Source organism: Mucilaginibacter lappiensis (genome assembly GCF_050433765.1).
Lineage (GTDB): Bacteria > Bacteroidota > Bacteroidia > Sphingobacteriales > Sphingobacteriaceae > Mucilaginibacter > Mucilaginibacter lappiensis_A.
This window is the reverse complement of sequence record NZ_JBNPWP010000002.1, coordinates 655654-670344: the sequence shown is the minus strand read 5'-3', so window position 1 is coordinate 670344 and position 14691 is coordinate 655654. Positions and strand designations below refer to the sequence as shown.

Genomic DNA, 14691 nt, shown 5'->3' with positions numbered 1-14691 from the left:
AATCAAATGATCGTCGGTCTGCTTACACCCTACTATCCGGATGAACAAACTATGAGCAGTGGTATAGCGAACCATTTTTTTACTCTTGCAAATGCCTTGATAGATGAAGGTCATTATGTGGTTGTCATTCATATAAGGCCATCTTATGGTGAAAATGATCCTATTCGAAAAAAACAGCATCATCCGCAAATAACCCAGCTTACTTTTCCGGTACGTTTGTCAAAAAAAACCAATAAGTTTTTGGGTCATAAATGGGCAGTACGCAGTTTTTTGCTCCAATTAAAATGTATGCTGATAACATTTAAAAGACTGGATAAAATTATTAAAGAGTATAAGATTGACGTTATTGAAACAACTAACTATTACTCGTTATGTTATTTAAATCTTTTTTTAAAAAAACCAAAAATCCCTGTTTCAATACGGGTAAGTACCACTTTTTTGCAAATAGCGGATGAGTTTTACCCCTTTAAATCCCGGCTTTTGAACAAACTGGGTAAAATAGAAATCGCCATGATCAGGAAGAGTCGTTACCTTATTACCCATGCCCAACACCATGCACTGGAAATGGAACGGACCTATAGTATTAAAGCCGACCGTTTTACCGTCATTCCGCACGGGCTCCCTTTGCCTTTATTACCTTCCCATCAACCCAATAATTCTAACACTACAACAATATTATTTGTTGGTCGGTTTGAATATCGAAAAGGTATTGACTTGCTGTTAAATGCTATTCCCATTGTCTTAAAGCAATATACCAACATAATTTTTAAGCTAATAGGATCTGATAATGAGCTCTTTTACGAGAAATCCTTTCAGGTTCAGCATCAGACGGATATCATTGAAAAGGTAATATTTTATGGTTCTTTAAGCCAGACAGAAACCAGGGCAGCATATGCCACATGTGATATTTTTGTTGCCCCATCCCGCTACGAATCATTTGGGTTGATATACATAGAGGCAATGAGTTACGGCAAACCCGTTATTGGTTTCAGAGTTGGTGGCGTTACAGATGTAATTGAAGATGGTTACAATGGTCTGTTTGCAGATACAGGTGATGTAGTAAGCCTGGCCAACAAGCTCATGGTATTAATAGCAAACGTGCATGCCAGAAAAACCATGGGTTTAAACGCCAGAAAAACAGTTGAAGCTAAATTCACAGCTAAACAGTTAGCCATTAGTTCTGCCATCTATTATCAGGAAATCATTAATAGCTATAATTGATGCTCATTTCTTTAATTATACCTACCTACAATCCCGATTTAAATAAGTTTAGTAGCGTATTAAATGCGCTTAGGCATCAATCACTGCATATTTCATTATGGGAAATAATAATCATTGATAATAATTCCACAAACAGCTTTCAACACCAACTTGATCTAAGCGGTTTTCCAAATTTAAAAATCGTAAAAGAATATCATCAGGGGCTAACGTATGCGCGGATAAAAGGCTTTAATGAAGCTAAGGGAGATATTATTATAATGGTCGATGATGATAATATTTTGGAGGCTAATTATCTCCAAATTGCTTTAAATACCTTTACGGCGCATCCACAATTAGGTTGTGCAGGCGGTAAATCCTTGCCCGAATTTGAGTGCACGCCACCCCATTGGTTAAAAGAGTTTTACATAAATCTCGCATTAAGGGATTTGGGAGATAAAGAAGTCATTAACCGATGGGCAAAAAATTATCCTACAGCGGCGCCGATAGGCGCTGGTATGGTTATTAGAAAGGTGGCTTTGCAATCATACGTCAACAGCATCACTTCAGGACAAAATATTATAGCAGACCGTACCGCGACCTCATTAATGTCGGGGGGAGATAACGAGATTGTAGTGGAAATCTTAAAATCAGGCTGGCAAGCAGGCTATTTTCCGGAGTTAGTGCTTTGGCATATCATCCCGGAAGAAAGAATGAAGGTAGATTATCTTTCAAAGTTAATTCGCAACACCAATAAGTCTTGGGTTCAATTGCTTGAAAAACATAACATCAATCCATGGGATAACATCAGTAAGCGGACCTTAGCATTTAGAAAACTAAAGGCGTACTTCAGCTATAAACCATGGAAAAACGAGGTAAACTTAATCAAATGGCATGGTGCATGCGGCATGTTTGAGGGGATGGTTAAATAGTGTTTCAACAGGTAATAAATACATTTTACAGATACCCAAAATCCAAGCTAAACAGCTACAAACGCTTCGGCGGGTATTTTAGCTATCAGGCAATGATGAGGGGACGCAGGCAAATGGCTAAGATGTCGCAAAATTTAACACCAGTTCAAAATTATGACGATGGCTTACCTGTTCATTTTTTAACAGGTAAAAATTATCTTTATCAAACTTTGTTCTGTATCCATTCGCTTACAAAAGTTGCTTCCGAAAAATTTAAATTTATTCTGGTTGATGACGGTAGTTTTGACAAGGCTATGATTGCACAGATTGAAAAACAACTACCTGGCTCTAAAATAGTTACAAAAAAAGACATTGCTAATAACCTGGATAAATATTTACCAGAAAGTACCTATCCCTGTTTGCGACAAAAAAGGAAAATATACCCTCATCTGAAAAAGTTAACAGATATCCATACGATTCCCGGCGATAATTGGAAACTGGTCATGGACTCGGATATGTTATTCTGGAAAAAACCCATGGAAGTTATAAGCTGGCATAAAAACCCGACACAACCTGTATATATGTTAGACTGTACGGAGAGTTATGGATATTCAAAACAACTTATGCAGGAACTTAGCGGCAACCCTATACCTGATCTACTAAATGTTGGGATTATCGGTCAAAAAAGTGCAGATATTGACTGGATAAAACTTGAAAACTGGATAAAAACACTTGAAGAAAAAGAAGGAGCCTCTTATTACCTGGAGCAGGCGCTGACAGCCATGCTTATCGGAAATAAAAATTCAATTATTTTAAACGCAGATCTATACAAGGTAAATCCGGTAACTATTAACGATAGCACACCTGTTCTGCATCATTACGTTGATCTTTCAAAAAAAATCTACTACACAAAGGCATGGAAGAAAGTGTTAAGTTGAGCACTTATAAAAGGAACGTATTTAAAACATCTATTATGTTAAATCGTCATTGTTTATCACCAATTTATGAGAATAGGCCCACTAATTTATAAGCTTATTTTTGAACCTACCCTACCTATCAGGTACAATCTAAAGCATTTTGGGCTGTTAGGTTGGCATAAAATTTATCAGGGGGAAAAACGAATGGAAAAAGCTGCCACAAACCTTACACCTGTTAAATTAACGGCTGATTTTATATTGGAGGTAAGTTACCTCACCGGTGCTAAATATTGGCACCAGACTTTGTTTTGTGCTTATTCTCTTGCCAATATTTTACTGGGACGTGTTAGAATAAACATCTATTCCGATGGAACACTTGATAACGGACATAAAGCATCGATAGAAAAAATCATTCAAGGTGTTATATTTATTTCTGATAACCAGGTAAGTGCACATCTCAACCATTTTCTTCCTAAAGAAAAATATCCTACATTAAGATACCTCCAGGGATGGCATCCATTTTTTAAGCGCTTAATTAATATTCATTCACGGCCGTCCTGGTCTGTTCACTTAGATAGTGACATGATCTTTTTTAACTATCCTGCACAACTTATAGATGCTTATACACATAAAAAATCTATCTATATGAAAGAGCAATTGGATAACTCATATTTTGTTGATAATGAAGATACATTAAAAGATAAATATCATATCCCATGCATAAGCTTTGTAAATGGTGGTATTATTGCTTACGACAGTGATAAGGTAGACTATGCCGATTTAGAGGATAAAGCGAAATTATTGTTAAACGAGTATCCCAATGCCGGACCTGCGCAGGTGGAACAAACCTTAATGAGCTATTTGTTATTCAAACAAGATGCCGAAGCACTTGACAAAAAGCTATATGCCATAATTTATGAAAATAAGTCTGATTTAACGGTTACGCAAATTGTCAGACATTACATTTTCAAAGCAAAGAAATCCTATTTTACTTCCGAATGGAAAAAGGTTATCCATTAGTATCTATTTGCATGCCCGCTTATAATGCTGGGAAATACATCACCGAAGCTTTAAACTCCATAATTAATCAGTCGTATCAAAACTGGGAGGTTATTGTTATTAATGATGGCTCAACGGACAACACGGCCCTTGAGCTTGAAAAAATATCCGATATTAGAGTAAAAAAACATCATCAGGAAAATAAAGGCCAGTGCGCCGCGGCTAATAAAGCATTCAGGTTGTCACAGGGAGACCTGATTAAATTTATGGATGCTGACGATATAATCTCACCCGATTTTATTAAAGAGCAGGTATCAAAAATCAATGGAGAAAAAAAAATCATCGCTCATGCATCATGGGGAAGATTTTATAAGGATGACCTGGCAACTTTTACTATAGCCGAGGATGTTATATTAAGGGACATGAAGCCGGCAGATTGGCTCATTGCATCAATGACTGATAAACAGGTCATGCTTCAATGTGCTTTATGGCTTATTCCCCGGGAAATACTTGACCGTTCAGGATTGTGGAATGAAAAACTTTCCCTTATTAATGATTTTGAATTTATTATAAGAGTATTGCTTTGCGCAGATGAACTTAAATTAGCAGAAAGAGCTACCCTGTATTATAGGAGCGGTTTAGCATCTTCTTTATCAGCCACCGCATCAAAAACAGGAGCGGAGTCTGCTTACAATGCAATTGACCTGGGAACTCAATATCTTTTAAGATACGAAAATAGCAATCTTGTCAAAAAAATCGCTGCAGACTGTTTTCAACGTCTTGTATATACTTTTTATCCTACACACAGAAGCATAATCAATAAGGCGAAATCTAAAGTAAAAGAGTTGGGCGGCTCCGGTATTCCTTTTCCAGCAGGTGGGTATACGAAATTGTTAGTGCGGATAATTGGGTGGAAAGCAACCCAACAACTTAAATATTCATTTAAGCATATAACTTAATTGGCTCGCTGTAGAATTTACGTCCTCACCTACAAAAGAAACCATTTGCTGTCCAGAGCTATTCAAAGCCTGCTTGACCAGAGTTTCCCTGATTGGGTATGCGAGATTCATAATGACAGCCCCGATGATCACTTCCCTGAAAGCTATATCAGATCATTAAATGATCCCAGGTTTATTGTTAAAAATCACGACCTAAACATTGGTGCTGTTGCCAGCTTCAATCTTACTTTTGCAGTTTGTGAAGAACAATATGCAAGTATTCTTGAAGATGATAACTGGTGGCAGCCTGATTTTTTGCTGGAAATGGTCTATTTGATGGATAATAACCCTGCTGTTAATATTGCTTGGAGCAACATGAATTTATGGGAGGAAATGCCTGGTAATGAATGGAAAAACACCGGAAAAACTATCTGGCCGCAAAACAAGGGTGTTTATGCCTTTAAATGGCCAGAAAACAAACAGGCAATGAGCGCATTACATTCAAACGGCGCAATGATGTTCAGAAGTAAGACAGCCTGTAACTATGTAGTTCCCGAGAAAGTGTTCTTTAATGCCATTGAACTGGTTCGTGAGCGTTCCTTTGAACATCCAATACTTTTAAATAATAAACCGCTTGCCAATTTTGCTATCACCATCAATACAAATCGCACCAATGATCCCTACATCTGGATCGCAACTCAGGCAATGCTGCTTGCCAGTTTCGTTCAGGCTTCCTATGACCCACAAAAAACATTTATAGATAGTCTGGATTATTATCGAACGCAAGAGCCAAACCCGTTGGCAAATTTTTTCCTTGCTAATTTTTTAATAATCAAAAACAGATCGCTTTATAAATATTTTAAGATTAACGACTGGTTTGCAATTACCAAATGGCTGGTCAAACATGGTTACAGGTTGAACTACATTAAAAATTATCTGAAAACACAAAACGAAACCTATAGTTTTTTACTTAAAAAAACCCGTTTAAGGTATCAGGAATCTAATAAAGGCCAGGCTTGAAGATCGCTATGATAGTAAATCCGTTGATACCTGTTCCGCCGGAGCAATATGGGGGCATAGAGCGGATTGTTTACATGTTGGTACAGGAGCTCAGCAAGAAAGGACATGAAATTACACTATATGCCAATAAAAATTCTAAACCCGGCTGTAAACTTATTGGCTACCGCGAGTCTGAAAATTATGGCTTAATGGATATGATAAAGATCAATCTGTTAACATCTGCCATTGCTTTTGGCAATTATGATATTGTGCATACTTTTGGCCGTATGAGTAATATAGGTTTGCTGATGCTGGGCAAGCTGCCTAAAATAGTTTCCTACCAGCTTCCCCCTACCGTATCACAGGTAAAAAAGGCAGTTAAAATTTCCGGCAAAAATTCACTTCAGTTTACGGCATGCAGTAATTATATCGCCAGGCAAATTAACACGATAAGTAAGGTTACCACCATTTATAATGGCATTGATATAAATGATTACCTGTTTAATAACGATATTTCCGCAGATGCTCCACTGGTATTTTTAGGAAGAATACAGCGTGAAAAAGGTACTGCCATTGCCATACAAACAGCAATCAAAACCAACCAGAAGCTAATTATTGCAGGTAATATACCTGCCGAAAATATCCACCAGCAATATTTTAATGAAGAAGTAAAACCACTTATTGACCAAGACCAAATAAGGTATATTGGGCCCGTAAATAATATCCAAAAAAACGAATTATTAAGAAACGCCATTGCTTTACTGATGCCCGTTACCTGGGATGAACCATTTGGTATAGTTATGGCCGAAGCCTTTGCCTGCGGTACTCCTGTAATTGGTTTTAACAGGGGCGCCGTTCCCGAAGTTGTAACCAACGGAACCACTGGTTTTATATGCAATACCGTTGACGAAATGGCAGCAGCTGTTCGTAATATTGATATCATTGACAGGAATAACTGCCGTAAGGTTGCAGAGGAGAAATTCAACTCCGTGTTACTGGCGGCCCAGTATGAACAGCTTTATATGAATGCATTAAACAAATATTGAAGAATATTACTTTTATAACAACCGGGCAGCCCACTACCAATCCGAGGCTGGTTAAAGAAGCCGAAACTTTAATAGGGCTTGGCTACAGGGTAAAAGTAATATGCTGTTTCTACCAGTCCTGGGCGCAAAAATTTGACCAGGAGATCATCAGCAGAAACAAAAATGTCTATATTTATTGCGGAGGCGATCCGGAGGTACATAGGGCAGCCTATTTTAAAACCCGTATTCGCCAAAAAATATGCTCACTGCTTTTTGGATTTACGAAAGCCTTGGGGGTACCTGAAAATGCTATTAGCCGTACACACGCCGAAGCATTGCACTTAGCCAAAAAAATAAAAACAGACCTGTATATAGCCCACAATCTTGGTGCCCTGCCGGCAGCGGTAATAGCTGCAAGGTACAATAATGCCAAAGTAGGTTATGATGCGGAGGATATGCATTCTGGTCAGTTTGTTTCCAATAAGGATGGAATGTACCTGCTTAATAAATACATTGAGGAAAAGTATTTTGCGCAAACTGATTATTTTACAGCAGCAAGTCCGCTTATTGCCAAAAACTACCAAAACATGTACTCCTGTTTAAATCCGGTAGTTATTAATAATGTTTTTCCAAAAACAAAGCTAACGCTGAACCTCAATTATAAAACGGACCGACCCTTGAAACTTTTTTGGTTCTCACAAACTGTTGGCGGTGACAGAGGACTTGAAATAATAATAGCGGCCATGTCACTTATCAGCAAACCAACAGAATTACACCTGTTAGGTAGTTGTTTACCGGCAGATAAACAGCATATACTGAAATCAGCAAAAGACAACGGTATTCATGAAAATCAAATATATTTTCATAGACCAATTGCGGCCGGTGACGTTATTAAACTGGCTGCCCGGTTTGATATCGGCATGGCTACTGAAACAGCATCAAGCCTTAACCGGGATATTTGCCTTACCAACAAAATTTTTACATATGTACAGGCTGGTCTGGCCGTCATTGCAAGTGATACTCAAGCGCAGGAGCTCTTCCTGGAACAGTACCCTGATTCAGGGAATTTATACCATAAAAATGAAGTTCAATCAATGGCAAACTGCATTAACCAATATGCAGAAAACCCTGAAAGTTTGTATCGAATCCGTGAACTTAATTATGGTCTTGGGCAAACTACATTAAACTGGGAAACCGAAAGCAAAATATTTCGGAATATAGTTGAGCAAACCTTAAATAATGTTCAATAAGCGTATCCTCATCATATCCCCCTACTTCCCCCCTGTTAATGCTGCAGATATACAGCGCATAAGAATGAGTTTGCCCTACTTTGCAGATCATGGCTGGAATGCTGAAGCGGTGATGGTTGATGAACGTTATACAGATATGAACAAGGATGCACTATTACTGCAAAGCGTTCCTTCAAATATTAAGATACATAAAGTTAAGGCTCTTGGTAAAAACTGGACTTCAAAATTAGGGCTTGGCAGCATTGCGCTACGCTCCCTGTGGTTTTACAAACAAAAGGTAAACAGACTTTTAAAGGCTAAAAAATACGATCTCATTTATTTTTCAACTACCCAGTTCCCGGTTTGTATTTTAGGCGCTTATTGGAAAAAAAAATTCGGTATACCCTACATCATTGACATGCAGGACCCCTGGCATTCTGATTATTATATGGATAAACCAAAGGCGCAACGCCCACCAAAATACTGGTTCGCCTATCGTTTAAATAAATACCTGGAACCAGTAGCTATCAAAAATGCCGATGGTTTGATAAGTGTTTCTGTTGATTATATTGATGACCTTAAAAACAGATATCCTGTCATAAAAAATATCCCTGCTGCTACGATCACCTTTGGTGCATTTGAGCCCGACATGCAAATTGCTGAGGAAAACCATGCAAGTTTCACTAACCTGCTGGATACCCAATTGATCAACATAGTTTATATAGGCCGGGGCGGCGCTGATATGCACCAGGCAATAACACCTGTGTTTGAAGCGCTTAAAAAAGGGTTAATTGATAATAAACGGGTATTTGAGCGGCTAAAATTATATTTTATCGGTACCAGCTATGCGCCTGCCGGTCAGGGAAAACCAGGCATATTACCCCTTGCCAAACAATATGGCGTAGAAGAACACGTGATTGAAATTACTGATCGGATAAGTTATTATCACACCCTGTTCACTTTACAACAGGCAGATGCACTCTTTATTCCGGGTTCAGATGATCCTAAATATACCGCATCAAAGATCTACCCTTACATGTTAACTAAAAAACCGTTACTGGCTATTTTTAATGCAGCAAGTTCTGCTATAAAAATCCTCAACGAGTATGGAGTAAAACATGTTTATGATTATGACCATATAAAACAAGCCGATCTTAATGATTTTTTTACCGGTTTATCCTCGGGTGATAATAATACGCAACAATATAATCAGGAAGCAATAAATAAATATTCGGCCTCACAAATGACTATAAACCAATGTCATTTCTTTGATAAGGTAGTTAAATGATATATCTATATTAATGCGTTTAGCCATTATCACTACTCATCCCATCCAGTATTATGCCCCGGTTTTTAAATTGTTGAATGAAGCACAACAGATCAACATCATAGTATTTTATACCTGGGGTCAAAAAGCAACAGAAAAATTTGATCCTGGTTTCGGAAAAAATATTGATTGGGATATCCCGTTGCTGCAAGGCTATGACTATGAGTGGGTAAAAAACACTTCGACTGATCCCGGATCGCATCACTTCAAAGGAATTATTAACCCCGAATTGATTGCCCGGGTCAATACCTGGCAGCCTGATGCTTTATTGGTTTTTGGATGGGCCTACCACAGCCATTTGAAGGCTATCCGCTATTTTAAAACCCGGATACCTGTTTATTTCAGGGGCGACTCAACCCTGCTCGATGTTCAAAATGGATTTAAAGCGCTATTAAGATCTGTTTTTTTGAAATGGGTTTACCGCCATATTGACCACGCTCTTTACGTAGGTACCAATAATAAAGCTTACTTTAAAAAGTATGGCCTAAAAGATGAGCAATTAAGTTTTGCACCCCATGCGGTTGACAATGACAGATTTATTGCCGACAGAACCGATGAGGCCTTGAAACTACGCCAAAACATTGGCATTCCGGCTGGCGATGTACTCATATTGTTCGCCGGTAAACTGGAGCAAAAAAAATCACCTCTGTTACTATTAGATGCTTTTTTAGCTTTGGGCAAGCCCAATATTCATTTATTATTTGTGGGTAACGGTATTATGGAGGCACCAATACAAACCAAAAGCAGCAATCATAAAAATATCCATTTTATTAATTTCCAAAACCAATCCTTAATGCCTGTAGTATACCAGGCTTGTGACCTTTTTTGCCTGCCTTCCAAAGGGCCAGCTGAAACATGGGGACTTGCCGTAAATGAAGCTATGGCTGCTGGTAAACCTGTATTGGTATCTGATAAAGTTGGTTGTGCTATTGACCTGGTGATACCTGGTTTTACAGGCGATATTTTTGAATCGGAAAATTTATCGGATATTACTGAAAAACTCAGACTTCTTACAAATGATAAATCTCAATTGAAAATCTTAGGAACTAATGCAAAAAATAAAATAGCCGAATGGAGTTTTAGCAAACAAGTGGCCGCTATCTTAAATAAAATAAAGGATAACCATGCAAGCCAATAAGCCCCCGTTAGAGCGGTTCATTGTATTATTCCTGCCCTGGGCACTTTCACTTTTGTTAATGAATGATGCTGTATTATCATACTTTATTGCCTGGCTTGGATCATTCCTTATATTCTATCTTTCTTTAAGCGGCTGGATAAAACCCATACCTACCGACAGGAGCATGGGCGGGCAATTAATGCGGCCTATCTTTTTAGTGCAGATAATTTTTGCCGGATATATGGCCTGCACATCCATATTTTATTTTATGGATGTAATGGGGTACGAAAACTTTAAACACACAAGTTTTGTTTTGGTTGATCATGAAAAGTTATTACTCACCGCACAATGCCAGCGTTACTATTGTTTAGGACATGCCGCTCTTGTTTTTGGGATCCTGATCTTTATGGATTATCCGGTTAAAAAGCAGTATCACATCGAAACACAAAAACTGGCCAACCTGTTAATGTTATTTGCTATAGTCAGCTTCCCGGTTTCAATTTTCTTTTTAAAAATTCCGGGTTTATCGCAATTTTATTATCAATTAAACTCTCTTAGCTTTATCGCAGGCACATTGGCACTGGCATTTGCTATTCCGCTTAAGAAAATTGGAAATACCTTGATATGCCTTGGTTTTTACTGCTTTAATTTTTACCAGTCGCTCCTTTCCGGGTTTAAAGAACCTATTATTATCAGCGTACTTGTGCTGGGCATTTTTCTATATCCAAGCTATAAAAAAGTAGTGGCATTTACTTTTATTCCCTTGTTATTGTTACTATTTATGCTTTTACCTACTTATAACCGCGTTTTTCGGCAAAATGCATGGTCAGGTGATAGTGATGCGAGTGAAGCCGGACAAATAGCGTTAGACGCAACATTAAACAGGGATTCGGACGAAGACGACTCAAACTGGGGCTTTTTAATTAACCGGTTAAGTGAAATTGATATGTTTATCAAGTTTGTTCAGTCTACCCCAAAACAAGTAGATTATTATGGTTTTACCTTGCTCAAGCAGTCCGGAATAGCGATAGTTCCACGGATATTCTGGCCATCCAAGCCCAGTACCGAAGAGCTGATCATGGAGCGTGTTTATGACGCCGGGGTTGTTAACAGGTTATCAAAAGTATCTGCCAAACCCGCATTTGTGGTTGATGCTTATCTTTCGGGAGGAGCATTAGGCATATTTCTATGTCTGTTTGCTTATGGCGCAATAGCACAGCTAATCGCACTTAAGGCTGAAAGGCTTTTTGGTGGATATATTTTAGGAACTGCGCTTATTTTTAGCGGATTGTTTCAAATTATGTGGCGGGGCATCAGTTTTGAGTTTATCATCAATACGGTATTCTGGAGCTATATCACTATGCTAATCATCCATAAAATACTTACCGCGACAAACATTTTGCAAAAGATTTGAAAATTTTACAGATCTCGGCTTCTTATAAACCAGCCTTTATTTATGGAGGGCCAATCATGTCGGTATCTATGTTATGTGAGCACCTGGTAAAGGCCGGTTGTGAAATTAGTATGTACACCACAACGGCTAATGGACTGGATGAACTTGATGTAAATCCTAACCATACCGTAAATATTGATAACGTAACCGTCACTTATTTTAAACGCATCACTAAAGATCACACTCACTTTTCGCCTGCCTTGTTAAAAACAGTTTGGAAAACCGCTAAAGAATATGATGTCATCCATATCCATGCGTGGTGGAATTTGGTTTCTGTGCTATCCTGCCTGATAGCTGTATGGCGCCATGTTCCTGTAATGGTTTCGGCCAGGGGTACTTTAAGTCCTTATTCATTTCAAAATAAAAACAGAAAAATCAAATTACTCATACATGAGTTATTAAACAAGTCCTTATTAAAACGATGCCACTTTCATGTAACATCAAACAGAGAAAATGAAGCGGTCAATAATGTACTTAACCCCAAAAGCATTACCAATATACCTAATTTTGTAAAACTTTCTGTCTGCCAGCCTTCTGTTGATCACAGCACATCTTCCCTATTAAAATTAATTTTCTTTTCTCGTATTGAAGAAAAAAAAGGCCTCGATATTTTGCTCAATGCCCTTAGCACTGTAAAAATTCCTTTTCATCTTACTATTGCCGGTACCGGCACCGATGATTATATTAATGATTTAAGATCATTGGCCGTCAAAATTGGTATTGGTGATAAAATTACCTGGACAGGCTTTGTTAACGAAACCAAATTTGACCTCCTGCAACAGCATGATCTTTTCATACTGCCATCATACGATGAAAATTTTGGCAACGCAGTTATTGAAAGCTTAAGTGTAGGTACAGCAGTACTCATAAGTGAGGGGGTTGGCTTAGCCGGTTATGTGCAAAAAAATAATTTAGGCTGGATATGCCAAAGCAACCCGCTGTCAATTAGCGGGGCTATAAATACCATAGCAAATCAGCGGCCCGATCTGCTCCGCATCAGAAATACAGCTCCCACAACCATACGAAGTAATTTTGATGAGAGCCGGTTAACAAAACAATACCTGAACATGTATCAGCAAATTATATCAATATGACAGTATACCAGGAATATGGATACCCTAATGACAATCCTTGCCATGCATTTGATTATATGCAGCAACCACTTCTTTCGCTGCTTAACAAAACTAACAACCGTTGTATACTTGATTTAGGCTGTGGTAATGGTTATTTTGTAAACTACCTGATCTCTCAAGGGTTTAATGCTTATGGAATTGATGCTTCAGAACAAGGCATTGCAATAGCCAATAAAACAAATGCCGGCCGTTTTTTTATACAGGACCTGGCAAGTGGCGGCTTACCCCAGCAAATAAGCAATTTACCTTTTGATACCATCATTTCAACAGAAGTGATAGAACATCTATATAATCCATACTCGTTCATCGGCCTTTGTAAAACGGTATTGAGCGAAACCAACGGCCAGCTTATTTTATCAACGCCTTATCATGGCTATTTAAAAAACCTGTTTATCAGTTTATTTAATAAATGGGATACGCACATGAGCCCGTTATGGCAGGGAGGGCATATTAAACTTTGGTCGGTTAAAACGTTATCGGCAATATTGAATGAACATGGCTTTAAGGTAAGTGATTTTAAAGGTTGCGGTCGTATACCCTACTTCTGGAAATCGATGATCATCAAATCAAATTTGTAATGTCCGAAAGCCTTGAGGTAGTAATTTTAACTTTTAACGAAGAAAAGAATATTGAGGCCTGCCTGCAAAGCCTGTCGGCGTTAAACGCGAAAATATTTATTGTCGATTCGGGCTCTACTGATAACACTTTAACTATATGTCAAAACTTTACAGCCCATATTTACAATCATCCATTTGAAAATTATGCAGCCCAAAGAAACTGGGCTCTCAAAAATTTACCTCTCGAAGCAGCATGGATACTTAACCTGGATGCCGACCATCGTATTACTGAAGGGCTGGCTAATGAGCTGAATGTGTTATTTAGCAATGATATACCTGCTGAATTAAATGGCTTTTTAATAAGCCGCCGAACTTTGTTTATGAATAAATGGATCAGGCATGGGGGCCACTATCCAACTTATCATGCTAACCTGTTCAGGAGGGGATGTGGCATTTGCGAAGAAAAATTATATGATCAGCATTTTATGGTCACAGGTAAAACACAGGTACTCAAAAACGATATCATAGATATTATTACCGATTCCATCAATACATTTATTATACGTCATAATCATTGGGCCACACTTGAGGCGCAATATTTGTTTACTCAAAAAAAGCTTGCAAACAATGATACCAGCCAATTGGTTAAACCCAGGCTGCTTGGCAACCCGATGGAACGGAGACGGTATATGAAAAAGAGATACGAATCATTCCCACTGTTTGTAAGGCCGGTACTGTATTTTATGATCAGGTATTTTCTGAAATTTGGTTTTTTAGATGGAAAAACAGGTTTTATATTTCATTTTCTGCAGGGATTTTGGTTCAGGTTCCTGATTGATGCCAAACTATATGAATTGCAGCGCCAGCATAAAAATTAAAGCATGGTATC

14 protein-coding genes are annotated in these 14691 nt (G+C 38.2%); all 14 read left to right on the top strand.

The features are described from left to right. Positions 1 to 6 precede the first annotated feature (6 nt). The 14 genes from M2273_RS08265 to M2273_RS08200 all read left to right on the top strand — a co-directional run bounded on the left by M2273_RS08265 (position 7) and on the right by M2273_RS08200 (position 14680). Positions 7 to 1221, top strand: coding sequence for a glycosyltransferase family 4 protein (locus tag M2273_RS08265; RefSeq protein ID WP_429395263.1), 1215 nt, complete (start codon positions 7 to 9; stop codon positions 1219 to 1221). Beyond that, positions 1221 to 2129 carry a glycosyltransferase gene (locus M2273_RS08260; protein WP_429395262.1) on the top strand — a complete coding sequence of 303 codons (909 nt, stop codon included), beginning with the start codon at positions 1221 to 1223 and terminating at the stop codon, positions 2127 to 2129. The genes M2273_RS08265 and M2273_RS08260 overlap by 1 nt, the downstream gene beginning before the upstream one ends. 122 nt (positions 2130 to 2251) lie before the next feature. Further along, the gene (locus tag M2273_RS08255) at positions 2252 to 3046 is read left to right on the top strand and encodes a hypothetical protein (RefSeq protein WP_429395261.1); all 795 of its coding nucleotides are present in this window, start codon (positions 2252 to 2254) and stop codon (positions 3044 to 3046) included. Positions 3047 to 3112: 66 nt separating this feature from the next. Further along, the gene (locus M2273_RS08250; protein WP_429395259.1) at positions 3113 to 4045 is read left to right on the top strand and encodes a hypothetical protein; all 933 of its coding nucleotides are present in this window, start codon (positions 3113 to 3115) and stop codon (positions 4043 to 4045) included. Continuing rightward, positions 4024 to 4983, top strand: a complete 960-nt coding sequence (locus M2273_RS08245) for a glycosyltransferase family 2 protein (RefSeq protein WP_429395257.1) — start codon at positions 4024 to 4026, stop codon at positions 4981 to 4983. Before M2273_RS08250 ends, M2273_RS08245 begins: the two co-directional genes overlap by 22 nt. Next, positions 4984 to 5982: a glycosyltransferase family 2 protein gene (locus M2273_RS08240; RefSeq protein ID WP_429395255.1), complete on the top strand. Its 999-nt coding sequence runs from the start codon at positions 4984 to 4986 to the stop codon at positions 5980 to 5982. Further along, complete coding sequence (locus M2273_RS08235; protein WP_429395253.1) at positions 5979 to 7007, top strand: glycosyltransferase family 4 protein; 1029 nt, start codon at positions 5979 to 5981, stop codon at positions 7005 to 7007. Before M2273_RS08240 ends, M2273_RS08235 begins: the two co-directional genes overlap by 4 nt. Next, positions 7004 to 8236, top strand: a complete 1233-nt coding sequence (locus tag M2273_RS08230) for a glycosyltransferase (RefSeq protein ID WP_429395251.1) — start codon at positions 7004 to 7006, stop codon at positions 8234 to 8236. The genes M2273_RS08235 and M2273_RS08230 overlap by 4 nt, the downstream gene beginning before the upstream one ends. A gap of 64 nt (positions 8237 to 8300) precedes the next feature. Then, on the top strand, positions 8301 to 9503 hold the full coding sequence (locus M2273_RS08225) for a glycosyltransferase (RefSeq protein ID WP_429395249.1): 1203 nt from the start codon (positions 8301 to 8303) through the stop codon (positions 9501 to 9503). Between the two features lie 13 nt (positions 9504 to 9516). Then, the gene (locus tag M2273_RS08220; RefSeq protein WP_429395247.1) at positions 9517 to 10680 is read left to right on the top strand and encodes a glycosyltransferase family 4 protein; all 1164 of its coding nucleotides are present in this window, start codon (positions 9517 to 9519) and stop codon (positions 10678 to 10680) included. Further along, entirely contained in the window at positions 10667 to 12073 is a 1407-nt protein-coding gene (locus M2273_RS08215; RefSeq protein WP_429395245.1) for an exosortase Y-associated Wzy-like protein, read from the top strand. Before M2273_RS08220 ends, M2273_RS08215 begins: the two co-directional genes overlap by 14 nt. Next, positions 12070 to 13206 carry an XrtY-associated glycosyltransferase XYAG1 gene (locus M2273_RS08210; RefSeq protein ID WP_429395243.1) on the top strand — a complete coding sequence of 379 codons (1137 nt, stop codon included), beginning with the start codon at positions 12070 to 12072 and terminating at the stop codon, positions 13204 to 13206. Before M2273_RS08215 ends, M2273_RS08210 begins: the two co-directional genes overlap by 4 nt. Continuing rightward, on the top strand, positions 13203 to 13823 hold the full coding sequence (locus tag M2273_RS08205; RefSeq protein WP_429395241.1) for a class I SAM-dependent methyltransferase: 621 nt from the start codon (positions 13203 to 13205) through the stop codon (positions 13821 to 13823). The genes M2273_RS08210 and M2273_RS08205 overlap by 4 nt, the downstream gene beginning before the upstream one ends. Further along, positions 13823 to 14680, top strand: coding sequence for a glycosyltransferase family 2 protein (locus M2273_RS08200; RefSeq protein ID WP_429395239.1), 858 nt, complete (start codon positions 13823 to 13825; stop codon positions 14678 to 14680). Before M2273_RS08205 ends, M2273_RS08200 begins: the two co-directional genes overlap by 1 nt. Positions 14681 to 14691: the final 11 nt, after the last annotated feature.